The 14,100-nt window shown below is 60.2% G+C and carries 13 protein-coding genes and 1 rRNA gene; 8 read left to right on the forward strand and 6 right to left on the reverse strand.

Annotated features, from left to right (window positions below; all coding sequences use genetic code 11):
* Positions 1–7 precede the first annotated feature (7 nt).
* Positions 8–123, forward strand: a 5S ribosomal RNA gene (rrf, locus tag C8K61_RS00005).
* A gap of 114 nt (positions 124–237) precedes the next feature.
* On the opposite strand, the gene C8K61_RS00010 is transcribed toward rrf, so the two are convergent.
* From C8K61_RS00010 to acnB, 5 genes are all read right to left on the reverse strand, one after another.
* Positions 238–681 carry a thioesterase family protein gene (locus tag C8K61_RS00010; protein WP_108093954.1) on the reverse strand — a complete coding sequence of 148 codons (444 nt, stop codon included), beginning with the start codon at positions 679–681 and terminating at the stop codon, positions 238–240.
* Positions 682–766: 85 nt separating this feature from the next.
* Complete coding sequence (locus C8K61_RS00015) at positions 767–1,456, reverse strand: polysaccharide lyase family 7 protein (protein ID WP_108093956.1); 690 nt, start codon at positions 1,454–1,456, stop codon at positions 767–769.
* A gap of 117 nt (positions 1,457–1,573) precedes the next feature.
* Complete coding sequence (gene alaC / locus C8K61_RS00020; protein ID WP_108093958.1) at positions 1,574–2,797, reverse strand: alanine transaminase; 1,224 nt, start codon at positions 2,795–2,797, stop codon at positions 1,574–1,576.
* Positions 2,798–2,969: 172 nt separating this feature from the next.
* Positions 2,970–3,179: a YgdI/YgdR family lipoprotein gene (locus C8K61_RS00025; protein WP_108093960.1), complete on the reverse strand. Its 210-nt coding sequence runs from the start codon at positions 3,177–3,179 to the stop codon at positions 2,970–2,972.
* A 138-nt stretch (positions 3,180–3,317) separates the two neighbouring features.
* A complete protein-coding gene (gene acnB, locus C8K61_RS00030) occupies positions 3,318–5,927 on the reverse strand; it encodes a bifunctional aconitate hydratase 2/2-methylisocitrate dehydratase (RefSeq protein ID WP_108093962.1) in 2,610 nt (869 codons plus the stop codon).
* Between the two features lie 332 nt (positions 5,928–6,259).
* On the opposite strand from acnB, the gene C8K61_RS00035 reads away from it, so the two are divergent.
* Positions 6,260–6,736, forward strand: a complete 477-nt coding sequence (locus tag C8K61_RS00035; RefSeq protein ID WP_108093964.1) for a DUF1289 domain-containing protein — start codon at positions 6,260–6,262, stop codon at positions 6,734–6,736.
* Between the two features lie 52 nt (positions 6,737–6,788).
* On the opposite strand, the gene C8K61_RS00040 is transcribed toward C8K61_RS00035, so the two are convergent.
* Positions 6,789–7,652 (reverse strand): universal stress protein, encoded by an 864-nt coding sequence (locus C8K61_RS00040; RefSeq protein WP_108093965.1) that lies wholly within the window; start codon positions 7,650–7,652, stop codon positions 6,789–6,791.
* Positions 7,653–7,810: 158 nt separating this feature from the next.
* Between C8K61_RS00040 and C8K61_RS00045 the strand changes: the two genes are divergently transcribed.
* The 6 genes from C8K61_RS00045 to C8K61_RS00070 all read left to right on the forward strand — a co-directional run bounded on the left by C8K61_RS00045 (position 7,811) and on the right by C8K61_RS00070 (position 14,076).
* On the forward strand, positions 7,811–8,422 hold the full coding sequence (locus C8K61_RS00045; protein ID WP_108093967.1) for a tRNA-(ms[2]io[6]A)-hydroxylase: 612 nt from the start codon (positions 7,811–7,813) through the stop codon (positions 8,420–8,422).
* Positions 8,423–8,595: 173 nt separating this feature from the next.
* Positions 8,596–9,066, forward strand: a complete 471-nt coding sequence (locus C8K61_RS00050) for a MarR family winged helix-turn-helix transcriptional regulator (RefSeq protein WP_108093969.1) — start codon at positions 8,596–8,598, stop codon at positions 9,064–9,066.
* The gene (locus C8K61_RS00055) at positions 9,063–10,541 is read left to right on the forward strand and encodes an efflux transporter outer membrane subunit (protein ID WP_108093971.1); all 1,479 of its coding nucleotides are present in this window, start codon (positions 9,063–9,065) and stop codon (positions 10,539–10,541) included. Before C8K61_RS00050 ends, C8K61_RS00055 begins: the two co-directional genes overlap by 4 nt.
* A 5-nt stretch (positions 10,542–10,546) precedes the next feature.
* Entirely contained in the window at positions 10,547–11,749 is a 1,203-nt protein-coding gene (locus C8K61_RS00060) for an efflux RND transporter periplasmic adaptor subunit (protein WP_108093973.1), read from the forward strand.
* Positions 11,750–11,779: 30 nt separating this feature from the next.
* Positions 11,780–13,312: a DHA2 family efflux MFS transporter permease subunit gene (locus tag C8K61_RS00065; RefSeq protein WP_108093975.1), complete on the forward strand. Its 1,533-nt coding sequence runs from the start codon at positions 11,780–11,782 to the stop codon at positions 13,310–13,312.
* A 188-nt stretch (positions 13,313–13,500) separates the two neighbouring features.
* Complete coding sequence (locus C8K61_RS00070) at positions 13,501–14,076, forward strand: hypothetical protein (protein WP_108093977.1); 576 nt, start codon at positions 13,501–13,503, stop codon at positions 14,074–14,076.
* Positions 14,077–14,100: the final 24 nt, after the last annotated feature.

Consider the following 14,100-nt stretch of genomic DNA (forward strand, 5'->3'; position numbering starts at 1 on the left):
CGAATTGCTTGACGACCATAGAGCGTTGGAACCACCTGATCCCATCCCGAACTCAGTAGTGAAACGACGCATCGCCGATGGTAGTGTGGGGTTTCCCCATGTGAGAGTAGGTCATCGTCAAGCTTAAATTCCAAACCCCTCATTCGCGAAAGCGAGTGGGGGGTTTGTTTTTGCGTCGAGAAAAGTGGGCGGCTGTAAACATCAAGCGCGCAAGCGCTTGATGTCCGATGGTGTTGCTTAGTCAAGCCAGTTGACCTTACTGAACTTACCGAAGAAGTCTTCAGGCATCGGTACAACTTTCGAGGTGCTGTAGTCGAAGAATACGAAGCCCGACTTCGCCATAGCGATCAGGCTGCTGTCGGCGGGCCGGGTAATGCGGAAGGTGATGTCGCCGCCATACTTGTTGAAGTCCATTACTCCAACCTCAAACAGCAACTGGTCCCGTGCATGGGCTTCGGCTCTGTATGTAGTGGCCAGGTCGGTGACGATAATGCCCAGGCCCGTGCCGTCGGTTTCATGAATGCCAAAGTCGAACAGAAAGCGTGCGCGCGCCTCGGAAATCATCGAGATCATCGAGTCGTTGCCCAGGTGATTACCGGCGTTGATGTCGGTGACGCGCACGGTGAGGTGGGTGCTGTAGCAAAATTGGTCTTCAGGAAATTGCAGCTGCAGGCGGGCCATTTCAGTCTCTATAACATTGGCGGAAGTGAGGGTATTTTACGGGCTCGCAACGGCAAAAGGCGCGCCGTCCAGGCTAAATCAGCACTTAGCGATGAACGCTATTAAGCCAGTAAAAGGTCGCTCGGCCGCCTTCGTTGTCCGGGCCGTAATTGTCCTGAATATAGGCGCCGGCTTTGAAGTAAAAACGCTGGTTGTCCCAATAGCCGCTCAACTGGCGGTAGTACGAGCCGGCATCACCATCGCTGCTTTGCACTCGGATGCCTAGCTTTCCGGTTGGCGTCAGGCGCAGGTCATAGCTGAATCGTTCGTTCAGTTGCACGTTCTCAGCCAGCAGGATGTTCTGTACTTCGCTGTCGCCGGGGCGTTTTCGCAGAAGCGCTTCGAGGCGGCCTACGCCTCGCAGGTAGTGGTACTGCAGTTTGAGCAATGGATCATTCTGACTGCCAGGTTGGTCGTCGCTGTGGATCTGGCCAATGATGATTTTGCCTTTGCTCGGCACCTGGCTGACCGTCAGCACGGCGCTCAGGTAGCTGTCCGCCGTCTGGTACGGCCAATAGCTCAGTGTGCCATCCGTTTGTGTTTCTCGTAGCTCGGTGCGGGGATAGTGAGCATCTTCTGTTGTGGTGCCTGTTACCGGTACCCAGAAGGTCACGCTGCCATCGGCGTGACGGCGGAAGTATTGGCTTTGGTAGCCATTGTTGAGGCGGGCGGTGTCGATGGAGGTGGCGGAGCCGTGGGCTGGGACCGTGAGGTTCCAAGTGGTGAGATCAAGCATCAGGAAGGCCTTGTACGGATGAGAAAGCACCCGTTCGGTAACCCTGGGCGTGACAAGTTCAGCGCTGATAGATGGGCGGGGCCGCCGTTGATCCAACGGCGACCGCTCTAGAAGGACTTATACGGTGTCGCCTTTGCCTTTAGCTAGCAGGCCGTCGGCGCGGAACATGGCCTTGATGCCACGCACCGCCTGACGAATCCGGTCCTGGTTTTCGATCAAGGCGAAGCGCACATGATCGTCGCCATAGTCGCCAAAGCCCAGGCCTGGTGAGACGCAGACTTTGGCCTCAGCCAGCAGCTTCTTGGAGAACTCCAGCGAGCCGAGCTTGGCGTACGGCTCCGGGATCTTCGCCCACACGTACATGGACGCTTTCGGATTCTCGACCATCCAGCCTGCCTCATGCAGCCCACGCACCAGTACGTCGCGACGCTGCTGATAGTTGGCGGTGATCTCATGCACGCAGCTCTGATCGCCTTCCAAGGCGGCAATAGCGGCGACCTGCAGCGGGGTGAAGGTGCCGTAATCGTGGTAGCTCTTGATCCGTGCCAGGGCATTCACCAGCTCCGGGTTGCCGACCATGAAACCAATACGCCAGCCCGCCATGTTGTAGCTCTTGGACAGGGTAAAGAACTCCACCGCAATGTCCTTGGCGCCCGGTACCTGCATGATCGAAGGCGCTTTCCAGCCGTCATAAACGATATCGGCATATGCCAGGTCGTGGACCACCAGCACGTTGTACTGTTTGGCCAGGGCGATGATGCGCTCGAAGAAGTCCAGCTCCACGCATTGGGCGGTGGGGTTGGAGGGGAAGCCGATGATCAGCATCTTCGGCTTCGGAATGCTTTCGCGAATGGCCCGTTCCACTTCGGCGAAGAAGTCGACGCCAGGTACCAGTGGCACCGAACGTACCTGGGCGCCGGCAATCACCGCACCGTAGATGTGAATCGGGTAGCTAGGGTTGGGTACCAGCACCGTGTCGCCTTGATCAAGGGTGGCGAGCATCAGATGCGCCAGGCCTTCCTTGGAGCCGATGGTGACGATGGCTTCGTTTTCTGGGTCGATCTCGACCTGATAACGGTCCTGGTACCAGCGCGAAATGGCGCGACGCAGGCGCGGAATGCCGCGAGAAGTGGAGTAGCCGTGGGTGTCTTCGCGCTGAGCAACCTGTACGAGTTTTTTTACGATATGGGGCGGGGTGGCGCCATCCGGGTTACCCATGCTCAAGTCGATGATGTCTTCGCCGCGCCGACGCGCAGCCATCTTCAGCTCGGCAGTGATATTGAAAACGTAAGGGGGGAGACGATCGATGCGCGCAAAGCGGCGCGGAGCTTGTTCAGCCATGTGTTCCTCGAAGACGTAAGCGCCCGGAACCGTCCGAGCGACGTTGGCCAGTGCGCTGGCCAGTGGCGAAGATAAGTGTGGCCGTTGCGCTTGTCGAGAGGGGTAAGGAAATTTCAACTGTCTGTACTGGACAAAAATCCCGCGATGGCGGGATTTTTGTCCGAACACTCGTTTAGCGTTCGAGCATCTGCTTCACCGAGGACTGCGGGATCTGCTGGATGCGGCCTTCACTGTCTTCGAATTCCAGCATGCCGGTGTCCTCGTCCAGGTCCGGTTTGCCGTCACTGGTCAGCATCTGGCCATCGGTGGTGGTGATGATGTACTCGCTAGAGCAGCCGGCAAGGCTGAGCAAGCAAACTACCGCAAGAATCCAATGCTTCATGGTGAACTCCCTACTGGCAAATAAGGGCGTCGCAAGAGGGCGCGCCACGTGTTTACCCTAGCAGGCGCTATCCGTCTCGCCAGCGCGCCCATAAAAAAGCCCCGCACTGGGCGGGGCTCTTTTTGACGCGGTATTTCGTTACGCTTGAACGACCGGAATCTGGGCGTTCGCAGCAGCGTCGCGGAATTCCGCGATCTGGTCGAAGCTCAGGTAGCGGTAAACGTCGGCAGCCATGCTGTCGATGCTCGCGGCGTATTCCATGTACTCGGCAACGGTAGGCAGCTTGCCGAGAATGGACGCTACAGCGGCCAGTTCAGCGGATGCCAGGTACACGTTGGCGCCATCGCCCAGACGGTTCGGGAAGTTACGGGTCGAAGTCGACACTACAGTCGAGTTCGCCGCTACACGTGCCTGGTTACCCATGCACAGCGAGCAGCCCGGCATTTCCATGCGCGCGCCAGCCTTGCCGTAGATGCCGTAGTAGCCTTCTTCGGTGAGCTGGTGAGCGTCCATCTTGGTCGGCGGCGACAGCCACAGACGGGTAGGAATCGAGCCTTTGACCTTGTCCAGCAACTTACCGGCAGCGCGGAAGTGGCCGATGTTGGTCATGCACGAACCGATGAACACTTCGTCGATCTTCTCGCCCTGAACGGTCGAGAGCAGACGGGCGTCGTCCGGGTCGTTTGGCGCGCAGAGCACAGGCTCTTTGATGTCGGCCAGGTCGATTTCGACGATTTCGGCGTACTCGGCGTCAGCGTCAGCAGACAGCAGTTCCGGGTTGGCCAGCCAGGCTTCCATTGCTTGAGCGCGACGCTCCATGGTGCGGGCATCGCCGTAGCCTTCGCTGATCATCCAGCGCAGCAGGGTGATGTTCGACTTCAGGTATTCGGCGATGGCTTTTTCCGGCAGCTTGATGGTGCAACCAGCAGCGGAACGTTCGGCCGAGGCGTCGGACAGCTCGAACGCCTGTTCAACGGTCAGCTCGTCCAGACCTTCGATTTCCAGGATGCGGCCCGAGAAGGCGTTGATCTTGCCCTTCTTCTCAACGGTCAGCAGACCGTTCTTGATGCCGTAGTAAGGAATGGCGTGAACCAGGTCGCGCAGGGTGATGCCAGGTTGCAGCTTGCCCTTGAAGCGCACCAGTACCGACTCCGGCATGTCCAGCGGCATAACGCCGGTGGCAGCGGCGAAGGCGACCAGGCCGGAACCGGCTGGGAACGAGATGCCGATCGGGAAACGGGTGTGCGAGTCACCACCGGTGCCTACGGTGTCCGGCAGCAGCATGCGGTTCAGCCAGCTGTGGATGATGCCGTCGCCAGGACGCAGGGACACGCCGCCACGGGTGCGGATGAAATCCGGCAGGGTGTGGTGGGTGGTGACGTCGATCGGCTTCGGATAGGCCGCGGTGTGGCAGAAGGACTGCATCACCAGGTCAGCCGAGAAGCCCAGGCACGCCAGGTCTTTCAGTTCGTCACGGGTCATTGGACCGGTGGTGTCCTGAGAGCCGACGGTGGTCATTTTCGGTTCGCAGTAGGTGCCAGGACGGATGCCCTTGCCAACTGGCAGACCGCACGCCTTGCCGACCATTTTCTGCGCCAGGGTGTAACCCTTGCCGGTGTCGACCGGAGCTTCTGGCAGCTTGAACAGGTCGGTTGGGCCCAGGCCCAGCTCGGCGCGTGCTTTCTCGGTCAGGCCACGGCCGACGATCAGCGGAATACGGCCACCGGCGCGAACTTCGTCCAGCAGAACCGGAGTTTTCAGTTCGAAGGTGGTGAGGACTTCATCGGTACCGTGCTTGCAGACTTTGCCAGCGTGCGGGTACAGGTCGATAACGTCGCCCATGTGCATGTTCGATACGTCGAACTCGATTGGCAGAGCGCCGGCATCTTCCATGGTGTTGTAGAAGATCGGGGCGATTTTCGAGCCGAAGCAGAAACCGCCAGCGCGCTTGTTCGGTACGTACGGAATGTCGTCGCCGAAGAACCACAGCACCGAGTTGGTGGCGGATTTACGCGAGGAGCCGGTACCGACCACGTCACCGACGTAAGCGATAGGGAAGCCTTCGCCGCGCATGGTTTCGATCTGCTTCATCGGGCCGATGGAGCCTTGCACGTCAGGCACGATGCCGTCACGGGCCATTTTCAGCATGGCCAGGGCGTGCAACGGGATGTCCGGACGGGACCAGGCGTCTGGCGCCGGGGACAGGTCGTCGGTGTTGGTTTCGCCAGTTACTTTGAAGACGCGCAGGCTGATTTTGTCGGCCAGGGTAGGGCGCTTCTGGAACCATTCGCCATCTGCCCAGGACTGCAGTACGCCTTTGGCGTGAGCATTACCGTTTTTGGCTTTTTCGGCGACGTCGTGGAACGCATCGAACATCAGCAGGGTGTGCTTCAGTTGTTCGGCAGCGGTGGCGGCCAGCTCAGCATTGTCCAGCAGCTCAACCATAGTGGCGATGTTGTAACCGCCTTGCATGGTGCCCAGCAGTTCAACGGCGCGTTGTTTGCTGATCAGCGGGGAAGTGGCTTCGCCTTTGGCGACAGCGGAGAGGAAACCGGCCTTGACGTAGGCAGCTTCGTCCACGCCTGGCGGTACGCGATTGGTGATCAGATCAACGAGGAATTCTTCCTCGCCTGCTGGCGGGTTTTTCAACAGATCAACCAGGCCGGCAGTTTGTTCGGCGTTTAGCGGCTGGGGCACGATGCCCTGAGCTGCACGCTCTGCAATGTGTTTGCGATAGGCTTCAAGCACAGTTATTACCCTCATCAGTGGTCCCATAGGGTTGTCCGGGACGCATCCAGAAGCTGCTTTCAAAGTTTTACGCCTGCAGGACGTTTTGATGAGGGCTGGCTGGGCTACCGGCGAATCGTGGTAACCCAGCCAACTGCGTTCCTGCGGGATTAACTGTGCTCGTGACGCTTTGAAAACAGCTTCTAACGGACATCACGCCTAAGAATGGCCCGGGGATTCTACTGGAAAAGCGCAGCAAAGGTAAGACAAAGCCCTACATCCGCCGGGGTGACCCTCCTTAGACAAAGGGCTAAGATGCCGGCCTGTTCCTGTCGCCCTGTAATCGCCTGCCTATGTCCAACCACCGCATCAAAACGCCCTGCGTCGGCCTGTGTTCCACCGTTTACGGGGATCTGGTCTGTCGTGGCTGCAAGCGTTTTCACCATGAGGTGGTGAACTGGAACCTGTACAACGATGAAGAAAAGCGCGCCGTCTGGCTGCGCCTGGAAATTCTTCTGGTGCAGGTAATGGCCGCCAAAGTCGATGTGTTCGACCCGGCGCGCCTGCGGCAGCAGCTGGAACAGCGGCAGATCCGTTTCGTGCCGGAGCAATCCGAGTACTGCTGGGCCTACCAATTGATTGCCCGCGGCGCCCGGGTGATCAACCAGCTTGAAGCCTATGGAATGGTGTTGCTGCCGGAGTTCCGCGACTGGTCGTTGCCGGAGCTGCGCGATGCGATCGATCGCGAGTTCTTCCTGTTGTCTGAAGCCCACTACGACCGCTACATCGCACCACGTTTTCTCCGTGAAGGAATGGAAAGCCGGGTTTGAACCGAAAAAACCGCCAAACGGGGCGGTTTTTAGGGGGATGGGCACGCTGGGTTCAGCGTTGTGCCACCAGGTCTTCCAGGTGGGCGATCACGGTGTCCGGCTTCAACACCAACACATCGCTTTCCAGCATATCCAGCACCACTTCTGCAGTATTGCCGATCAGCGCGCCGGAGAACCCTGTGCGCGCCACGGTGCCCATCACGGTGACCGCTGCGCCAAGCTTTTTGGCCATAAACGGAATCAGCACATCGGCCGGCCCTTCGAGGATGTGCAACTGCTCATCGCTGAAGCCGTACTCCTCCTGGAAGTCGCGGATTCGCTCGCGGTAGCGCGCTTCGATGGTTTCCCGCAGCTGAAACACCGGGTCGGCGGACGCCAGCATGGGCGAGGGGTGGGCGTTGATCACATGCATACTGCCTTTGGTCAGACCGGCAATTTCATAGGCATGGTTGATGATGCTGGCGTGCAGTGCGCGGTGTTCGCCGTCGGAGTTGCCGACATCCACCGCCGCCAGAATTACCCCTTCGGCCCACGGCCGTTCGGTTTTCACCATCAGCACCGGGCAGGGTGAATAGCGCAGCAGCTTCCAGTCTTCCGGGGTCAGTAGCGCCTTTTTCAGCGGGTTGTCCGGACGGTGATCCTTGATCACCAGGCCGCAGCCTTCGGCTTGTTGCACACCGATGATGGTCTGGTGTAGGTTCTCGTGCCAGGTCTGCTGGCTGGTGACGCTATAGCCGTCCAGGCTCAGCGCGTTGCGCAGCACCTCCAGCAGGCCCGAGTGGTCATGCTTTTTGTCGCATACCAGCAGGTGCAGGTGCGACTGGGTGACGCCGGCGATCAGCTTGGCGCGCTTCAGTGCGTACCCTTCGGGGTGTTCGGGTTCAATGATCACCAGAATGCTGCGAACGGCTTGCATGGTCGTATCCTCGATTTCCAGACGGCATTGGCGTGCGTCACCACTATAGGTTTAGCCCACCGTTGCGCTTGATGATGCAGATCAACGCTTTACCCCGCGCGCCCGGCCAAACGGCGCCGTATAATCCCGCGCCTGCCCCATAGCCTCAGCCGTGATTTATGCCTGTTCTTCCTGAAATCGATGCCTTCCTGCTTTGCCCGACCCCCGCCAGCTGGGTGGACGCGGCGCTGAACAACCTCGATATCCTGCTGATCGACCACGCCAACAATGAAAAGAAAGCCGCCGGCTCGGCCTTTCAGTTCATGTTCCAGTACAGCAACAAGCTCGATCTGCAGAACAAGATGTCGCGCCTGGCCCGCGAAGAGCTGCGCCATTTCGAGCAAGTGCTGGGGCTGATGAAAAAACGCGGCATGCCTTGGTTCAATGTCGGCTCGGCACGCTACGCCGGCGCGTTGCGCAAGCTGATCCGCAACCACGAACCCTATCGCCTGACCGACTCGTTGTTGGTCGGCGCCATTGTCGAAGCCCGCTCCTGCGAGCGTTTCGCCGCCCTGGCCCCGCGCCTGGACGAAGAGCTGGGCAAGTTCTACAGCAGCCTGCTGAAGTCCGAAGCGCGGCATTTCCAGGATTACCTCAAGCTCGCCTACCAGTACGGCGACGAAGCCGACATCCAGGCCAAGATCATCGAAATCGCCGAAAAAGAACGCGAGCTGATCGAAAGCCCTGATGCCGATTTCCGCTTCCACAGCGGCGTTCCTGCGCTGAGCTGATTCCTCTTCCCCCCCCCCCCCCGCAAAAACAGAAACCGCCCGAGATCTATCGGGCGGTTCGATCCAATCTATTCAAAATATTCCGATAGCACGCTAAGAAATTTCTTTGACTTTAACTGCCTAGGCAGTAAATTGGACGCCACTACCTGCCTAGGCAGCTATCGGTGAAATCCATGACCCATTACACCCCCGAAAATTTCGAATACATCCGTATCGGCATGCTGGTGGGGCGTGCGGCTCTGCTGAAAGACCGCATCCTCGACGGCTACCTGGTGCCCCACGGTGTAACGTCCGCGCAGTTCAAAGTGCTGATGATCATTCTCCAGGGCTACGACACCCCGGCGGATCTGTGCCGCCACCTGTCCCTGGACAGCGGTTCGATGACCCGCATGCTCGATCGCTTGGCGCAGAAAAATCTGATCAGCCGTACCCGCAGTGAAAGCGACCGTCGTCAGGTGCACCTGTCGCTGACCGAAGAGGGGCGGGCATTGAATGCCTTGTTGCCGACCATCGGCGCGGCGGCGATGAACGATTTCACCGCCGCGCTCACGCCAGCGGAACTGCAAAGCCTGGAAGGCCTCCTGAAAAAGATGCTGATCGCAGCCGGGGACGCCATCGTCCTCGAACGTTTTGGTGACGTATGACCCGTACGCTTAATACCGGCTTGAGCCTGGCCCTGGCGTCCATGCTGCTGGCCGGTTGTGCCAACTTCCACGGCCTGCAAACCGAAGGCGTCAGCCTTGACGCGCAAAGCCTTAAAGCCGGGCAAAGCCTCACTGGCGTCACCCTGTCGCCGGCCGCCTGGCCGCAGCGCGATTGGTGGAAAAGCCTCGGCGACAACCAGCTCGATGGCCTGATCACTGAAGCGCTGCGCGACAGCCCGGACATGCAGATCGCCAGCGCCCGTGCTCACCAAGCCAGCGCCGCCGCGTCTGCCGCCGATGCCTCGCGTATGCCCAGCGTGGATGCCGAGGCCAGCGTCAGCCGCTCCCGACTGGCTCGCGACCAAGACCCGCTGGGGCAGGGCGGCGCTTACAGCACCTTGCGCAGCGCTCAGTTGGGCTTCAATTACACCTTCGACCTCTGGGGCGGCGAGCGCGCTGCCTGGGAAGCGGCGCTGGGCCAGGCTCGCGCCGCGGAAGTCGACCGCCAGGCCGCGTCGCTGACCCTGGCCGCCGATGTCGCCCGTGCCTACAGCAATCTGGGCCAGGCCTACATCGTCCGTGACCTGGCGCAACAGGACGTGAAACGCACCCAAGAGATGCTCGACCTCGGCCAACGCCGTCTGCAGTCGGGCATCGACAGCCACTACCAGTACCAGCAAACCGAAAGCCTGGCGGCCAGCTCGCAAGAGCAACTGATTGACGCCGAGAAACGCCTGCAAAGTGCGCGCGTGGCGATGGCGGTGTTGCTGGGCAAAGGCCCGGACCGTGGCAACGAAATCGCCCGCCCGGCGGTGTTGCAGCCGAGCGCGGTGGCCTTGCCTGCTGCGCTGCCTGCCGAGTTGCTGGGCCGCCGCCCGGACCTGGTGGCGGCGCGCTGGCGAGTGGAAGCGGCGAGCAAGGACATCGAAGCGGGCAAGACCCAGTTCTACCCCAACCTCAACCTGAGCGCCGCAGCCGGCACACAATCGCTGCTGGGTGACTCGCTGTTCGGCGCGCCGAGCCGCTTTTTCAATATTGCCCCGGCCATTTCCCTGCCAATTTTCGACGGTGGCCGTCTGCGCGCCGACCTCGACAGCCGCGATGCCGGCTACGACCTGGCGGTTGCCCAGTACAACAAGAGCCTGGTCAGCGCCCTCAATGAAGTCAGCGACACCATCAACCAGCTACATGCCATTGCTCAGCAGATTGTTGCTCAACAGCGCGCTACCGATGTTTCGCAGCAGTCCTACAACACTGCGGTGCAACGTTTCGGCTCAGGTATCGGCAACTACCTGGACGTGCTCAGCATCGAACAGCAATTGCTCCAGTCGCAACGTCAGCTCGCCAGCCTGAATGCCGAGCAGATCAATTTGTCGATCCAACTGATGCAGGCCCTTGGGGGCGGTTATCAAGGCGAACACATCGCCGCGGTCACTCCAGCCAGCAACGCCTCTCAGCCTGAACAAACAAGGTAATCGTCATGGCCACTCCTACTGCACCCGCTGAATCAACAAACACTGAACAAACCAACGCCAACCCGGGCAAACGTAAAGCCATGCTCCTTGGCCTGCTGGTTCTGGTCCTGGTCGCCTGTGCCGGCACCTGGGCCTGGTACGAGCTGTACGGACGCTTTGGTGTTGGCACCGATGACGCCTATGTCAACGGCAACGTGGTGTCGATCACGCCGCTGGTGACCGGCACCGTTATCAGCATCGGCGCCGACGACGGCGACTTGGTGCAACAGGGCCAAGTGCTGCTCAAGTTCGACCCTAACGATGCCGAGGTTGCCCTGCAAAGCGCTGAGGCCAATCTGGCTCGCACCGTACGCCAGGTGCGCGGCCTGTACAGCAATGTCGATGGTCAGAAAGCCCAGGTGGTCGCACAGAAAGCGGCGGTGCAAAAAGCCCAGGAAAACTACAACCGGCGTAAGACCCTGGCGGTCGGTGGGGCCATCTCCCAAGAGGAACTGTCTCACGCCCGTGACGACCTGACCGCTGCACAGGGCTCGCTCAACGATGCCCAGCAGCGCTTGAACACCAGCAATGCGTTGATCGACGACACCAGCGTGGCGTCCCACCCGGATGTGCAGGCCGCTGCCGCTCAGTTGCGCCAGGCCTTTCTGGAAAACGCCCGCACTACCCTGATTGCTCCGGTCACCGGCTATGTGGCCAAGCGTACCGTGCAACTCGGCCAGCGGGTGCAGCCCGGCACTGCACTGATGGCGGTGATTCCACTGGACCAGCTCTGGATCGACGCCAACTTCAAAGAAACCCAACTGCGTGATGTGCGCATCGGTCAGGCCGTGGAAGTGACCTCCGACCTGTACGGCGATGACGTCAAGTTCAGCGGCACCATCGACAGCCTCGGTGCCGGTACCGGCAGCGCGTTTGCCTTGCTGCCGGCGCAGAACGCCACCGGTAACTGGATCAAGATTGTTCAGCGGGTGCCGGTGCGTGTCCTGCTCAACCCTGAGGAGCTGGCCAAGCACCCATTGCGTATCGGCCTATCGACTCAGGTTGATGTCGACCTGCACGACCAGAGCGGCCCGGTGCTGGCGCAAAAGCCGCCGCAAAAGCCGACCCTGGAAACCGCCGTGTATCAACAGCAACTGGCCCAGGCTGATGCCCTGATCCAGCAGTTGATCGAACAAAACAGTGCCGTGGCCAAAACCGCTCAGCGTTAAGCGCTGAGCTTCGCCCCCCCAGGATGTGCCATGGATACCAAAGCGTCATTCACGCCCCCCAGCCTGGTGCTGGCCACGATTGGCCTGTCGCTGGCGACCTTTATGCAGGTGCTCGACACCACCATCGCCAACGTGGCGTTGCCGACTATCTCCGGCAACCTCGGGGTGAGCGCGGAGCAGGGCACCTGGGTGATCACCTCGTTTGCGGTGAGCAACGCCATCGCCTTACCGCTCACCGGCTGGCTGAGCCGGCGCTTCGGCGAGGTGAAGCTGTTTATGTGGGCCACGCTACTGTTCGTGCTGGCCTCGTTCCTGTGCGGTATCTCGCGCTCGATGCCCGAGCTGGTGGGCTTTCGTGTGCTGCAAGGGGTAGTAGCCGGGCCGTTGTACCCGATGGCGCAAACCCTGCTGATTGCCATCTATCCCCCGGCGAAGCGGGGGATGGCCATTGCGCTACTGGCCATGGTCACGGTGGTGGCGCCGATTGCCGGGCCGATCCTCGGCGGCAGCATCACCGACAGCTACAGCTGGCCGTGGATCTTCTTTATCAACGTGCCGATCGGGCTGTTCGCCGCCTTCGTGGTGCGCCAGCAACTGGCGAAACGGCCGGTGGTCACCAGCCGGCAACCGATGGACTACGTTGGTCTGATGGCCTTGATCGTCGGTGTCGGCGCCTTGCAGATCGTGCTCGACAAAGGCAATGACGCCGATTGGTTCGAGTCCACCTTCATCATCGTCGGTACCGCGATTTCGGTGGTGGCGCTGGCGTTCTTCGTGATCTGGGAAATGACCGACGCGCACCCGGTGGTCAACCTGCGTCTGTTCGCCTACCGCAACTTCCGATACGGCACCCTGGTACTGGTATTGGGTTACGCCGGCTTCTTCGGCATCAACTTGATCCTGCCGCAGTGGCTGCAAACCCGCTTGGGTTACACCGCCACCTGGGCCGGTTTTGCCGCAGCACCGCTGGGGATATTGCCGGTGCTGCTGTCGCCGTTCATTGGCAAGTACGCGCCGCGGTTTGACCTGCGCTTGCTAGCCGGCCTGGCGTTTCTGGCGATGGGCCTGAGCTGCTTTATGCGCGCCGGCTTTACCAACGAAGTGGACTACCAGCACATCGCCCTGGTGCAACTGTTCATGGGCATCGGTGTGGCGCTGTTCTTTATGCCGACCCTCACCATTCTGCTCTCCGACCTGCCGCCCAATCAGATTGCCGAGGGCTCTGGCCTGGCGACGTTCCTGCGGACTTTGGGCGGCAGCTTCGCAGCGTCCTTGACCACCTGGATCTGGATTCGTCGCGCCGACCAGCACCATGCCTACATGACCGAGAGCATCACGGTGTACGACCCGGCGACCCGCGAGGCGCTGCACAACCTCGGCGGCGCCAGCCCGCAGGCCTATACGCAGTTGGATCAGATGGTCACCAGCCAGGCCTACATGCTCTCCACCATTGATTACTTCACCCTGTTGGGCTGGATGTTCATGGCGTTGATTGTGATCGTCTGGCTGGCCAAGCCGCCGTTTACCGCCAAGGCGGGACCAGAGGCCAGCGGCGGGCACTAATGCGCTGCGGTGGTGTGGGAGGAGCTTCAACTGCGACGTTGTTGATTTTAAACGCTCGCGGCAGAAGTCCCTCCCACCTGAACCGCGTTGGTATGGCGCGGTTGTCATCATTCGTACATCAAAAATTAATTCCTCCGTCACGGAACTCGGGCAGTTTGCAAGCCTGCGTTTACCTCAGAGGAGTTGCCATGTTGTTTACCAAGTCGCGTTACATCAAACCCGTCGCCATTGCCTTGCTGGCCGCTGCTGTCAGCGCCTGCGCAAGCACCGCGCAGACGCCAGCCAAGCCCGCCGGCAAAGCGCCGGACGTAGCGCTGAACAACACCGATTGGTATCAGGTACGTACCCAGACCGAAGTGTATGTCTTCGATGACTACGCGGTGTTCACTCAGTTCGTGCAAACCGGCAAAGCCCCTGCGCTGAAGCCGCTGGACAAGAAAGACAACTTCGGTCGCGCAATCATTCTCGGCCTCAAAGCCGAAGACCAGAACCTGGCGCTGAAAGACATCGCAGCCGCCCGTTTCCTCGACGTCAGCCTGGTGCCCGGCAACCCGTTCTACGGTGAGATTCGCAAGGACGGCATCATCTATGTGTTCGCCCGCTACGGCGACATGATGGACATGTACAAAACCGGCGAGCCGACCTTCAGCTACACCGAAATCGGCGGTGGCCCAAAAGGCGAGCGCGTGGTGTACGGCCTGATGAAAGAAGAGAAAAAACCAGAGAAGCAAATCGCTCTGTTCCACCAGAAATACCCGCACTGACAGGCGGCTAGTGGAAACAAAAAC

It is taken from the genome of Pseudomonas sp. GV071 (genome assembly GCF_003050835.1).
Taxonomy (GTDB): Bacteria; Pseudomonadota; Gammaproteobacteria; order Pseudomonadales; family Pseudomonadaceae; genus Aquipseudomonas.

Coding starts and splice junctions, on each gene's coding strand:
- C8K61_RS00010 (WP_108093954.1), bottom strand. CDS start 681: ATGGCCCGCCTGCAGCTGCAATTTCCTGAAGACCAATTTTGCTACAGC.
- C8K61_RS00015 (WP_108093956.1), bottom strand. CDS start 1,456: ATGCTTGATCTCACCACTTGGAACCTCACGGTCCCAGCCCACGGCTCC.
- alaC (WP_108093958.1), bottom strand. CDS start 2,797: ATGGCTGAACAAGCTCCGCGCCGCTTTGCGCGCATCGATCGTCTCCCC.
- C8K61_RS00025 (WP_108093960.1), bottom strand. CDS start 3,179: ATGAAGCATTGGATTCTTGCGGTAGTTTGCTTGCTCAGCCTTGCCGGC.
- C8K61_RS00035 (WP_108093964.1), top strand. CDS start 6,260: ATGTCCAACCACCGCATCAAAACGCCCTGCGTCGGCCTGTGTTCCACC.
- C8K61_RS00040 (WP_108093965.1), bottom strand. CDS start 7,652: ATGCAAGCCGTTCGCAGCATTCTGGTGATCATTGAACCCGAACACCCC.
- C8K61_RS00045 (WP_108093967.1), top strand. CDS start 7,811: ATGCCTGTTCTTCCTGAAATCGATGCCTTCCTGCTTTGCCCGACCCCC.
- C8K61_RS00050 (WP_108093969.1), top strand. CDS start 8,596: ATGACCCATTACACCCCCGAAAATTTCGAATACATCCGTATCGGCATG.
- C8K61_RS00055 (WP_108093971.1), top strand. CDS start 9,063: ATGACCCGTACGCTTAATACCGGCTTGAGCCTGGCCCTGGCGTCCATG.
- C8K61_RS00060 (WP_108093973.1), top strand. CDS start 10,547: ATGGCCACTCCTACTGCACCCGCTGAATCAACAAACACTGAACAAACC.
- C8K61_RS00065 (WP_108093975.1), top strand. CDS start 11,780: ATGGATACCAAAGCGTCATTCACGCCCCCCAGCCTGGTGCTGGCCACG.
- C8K61_RS00070 (WP_108093977.1), top strand. CDS start 13,501: ATGTTGTTTACCAAGTCGCGTTACATCAAACCCGTCGCCATTGCCTTG.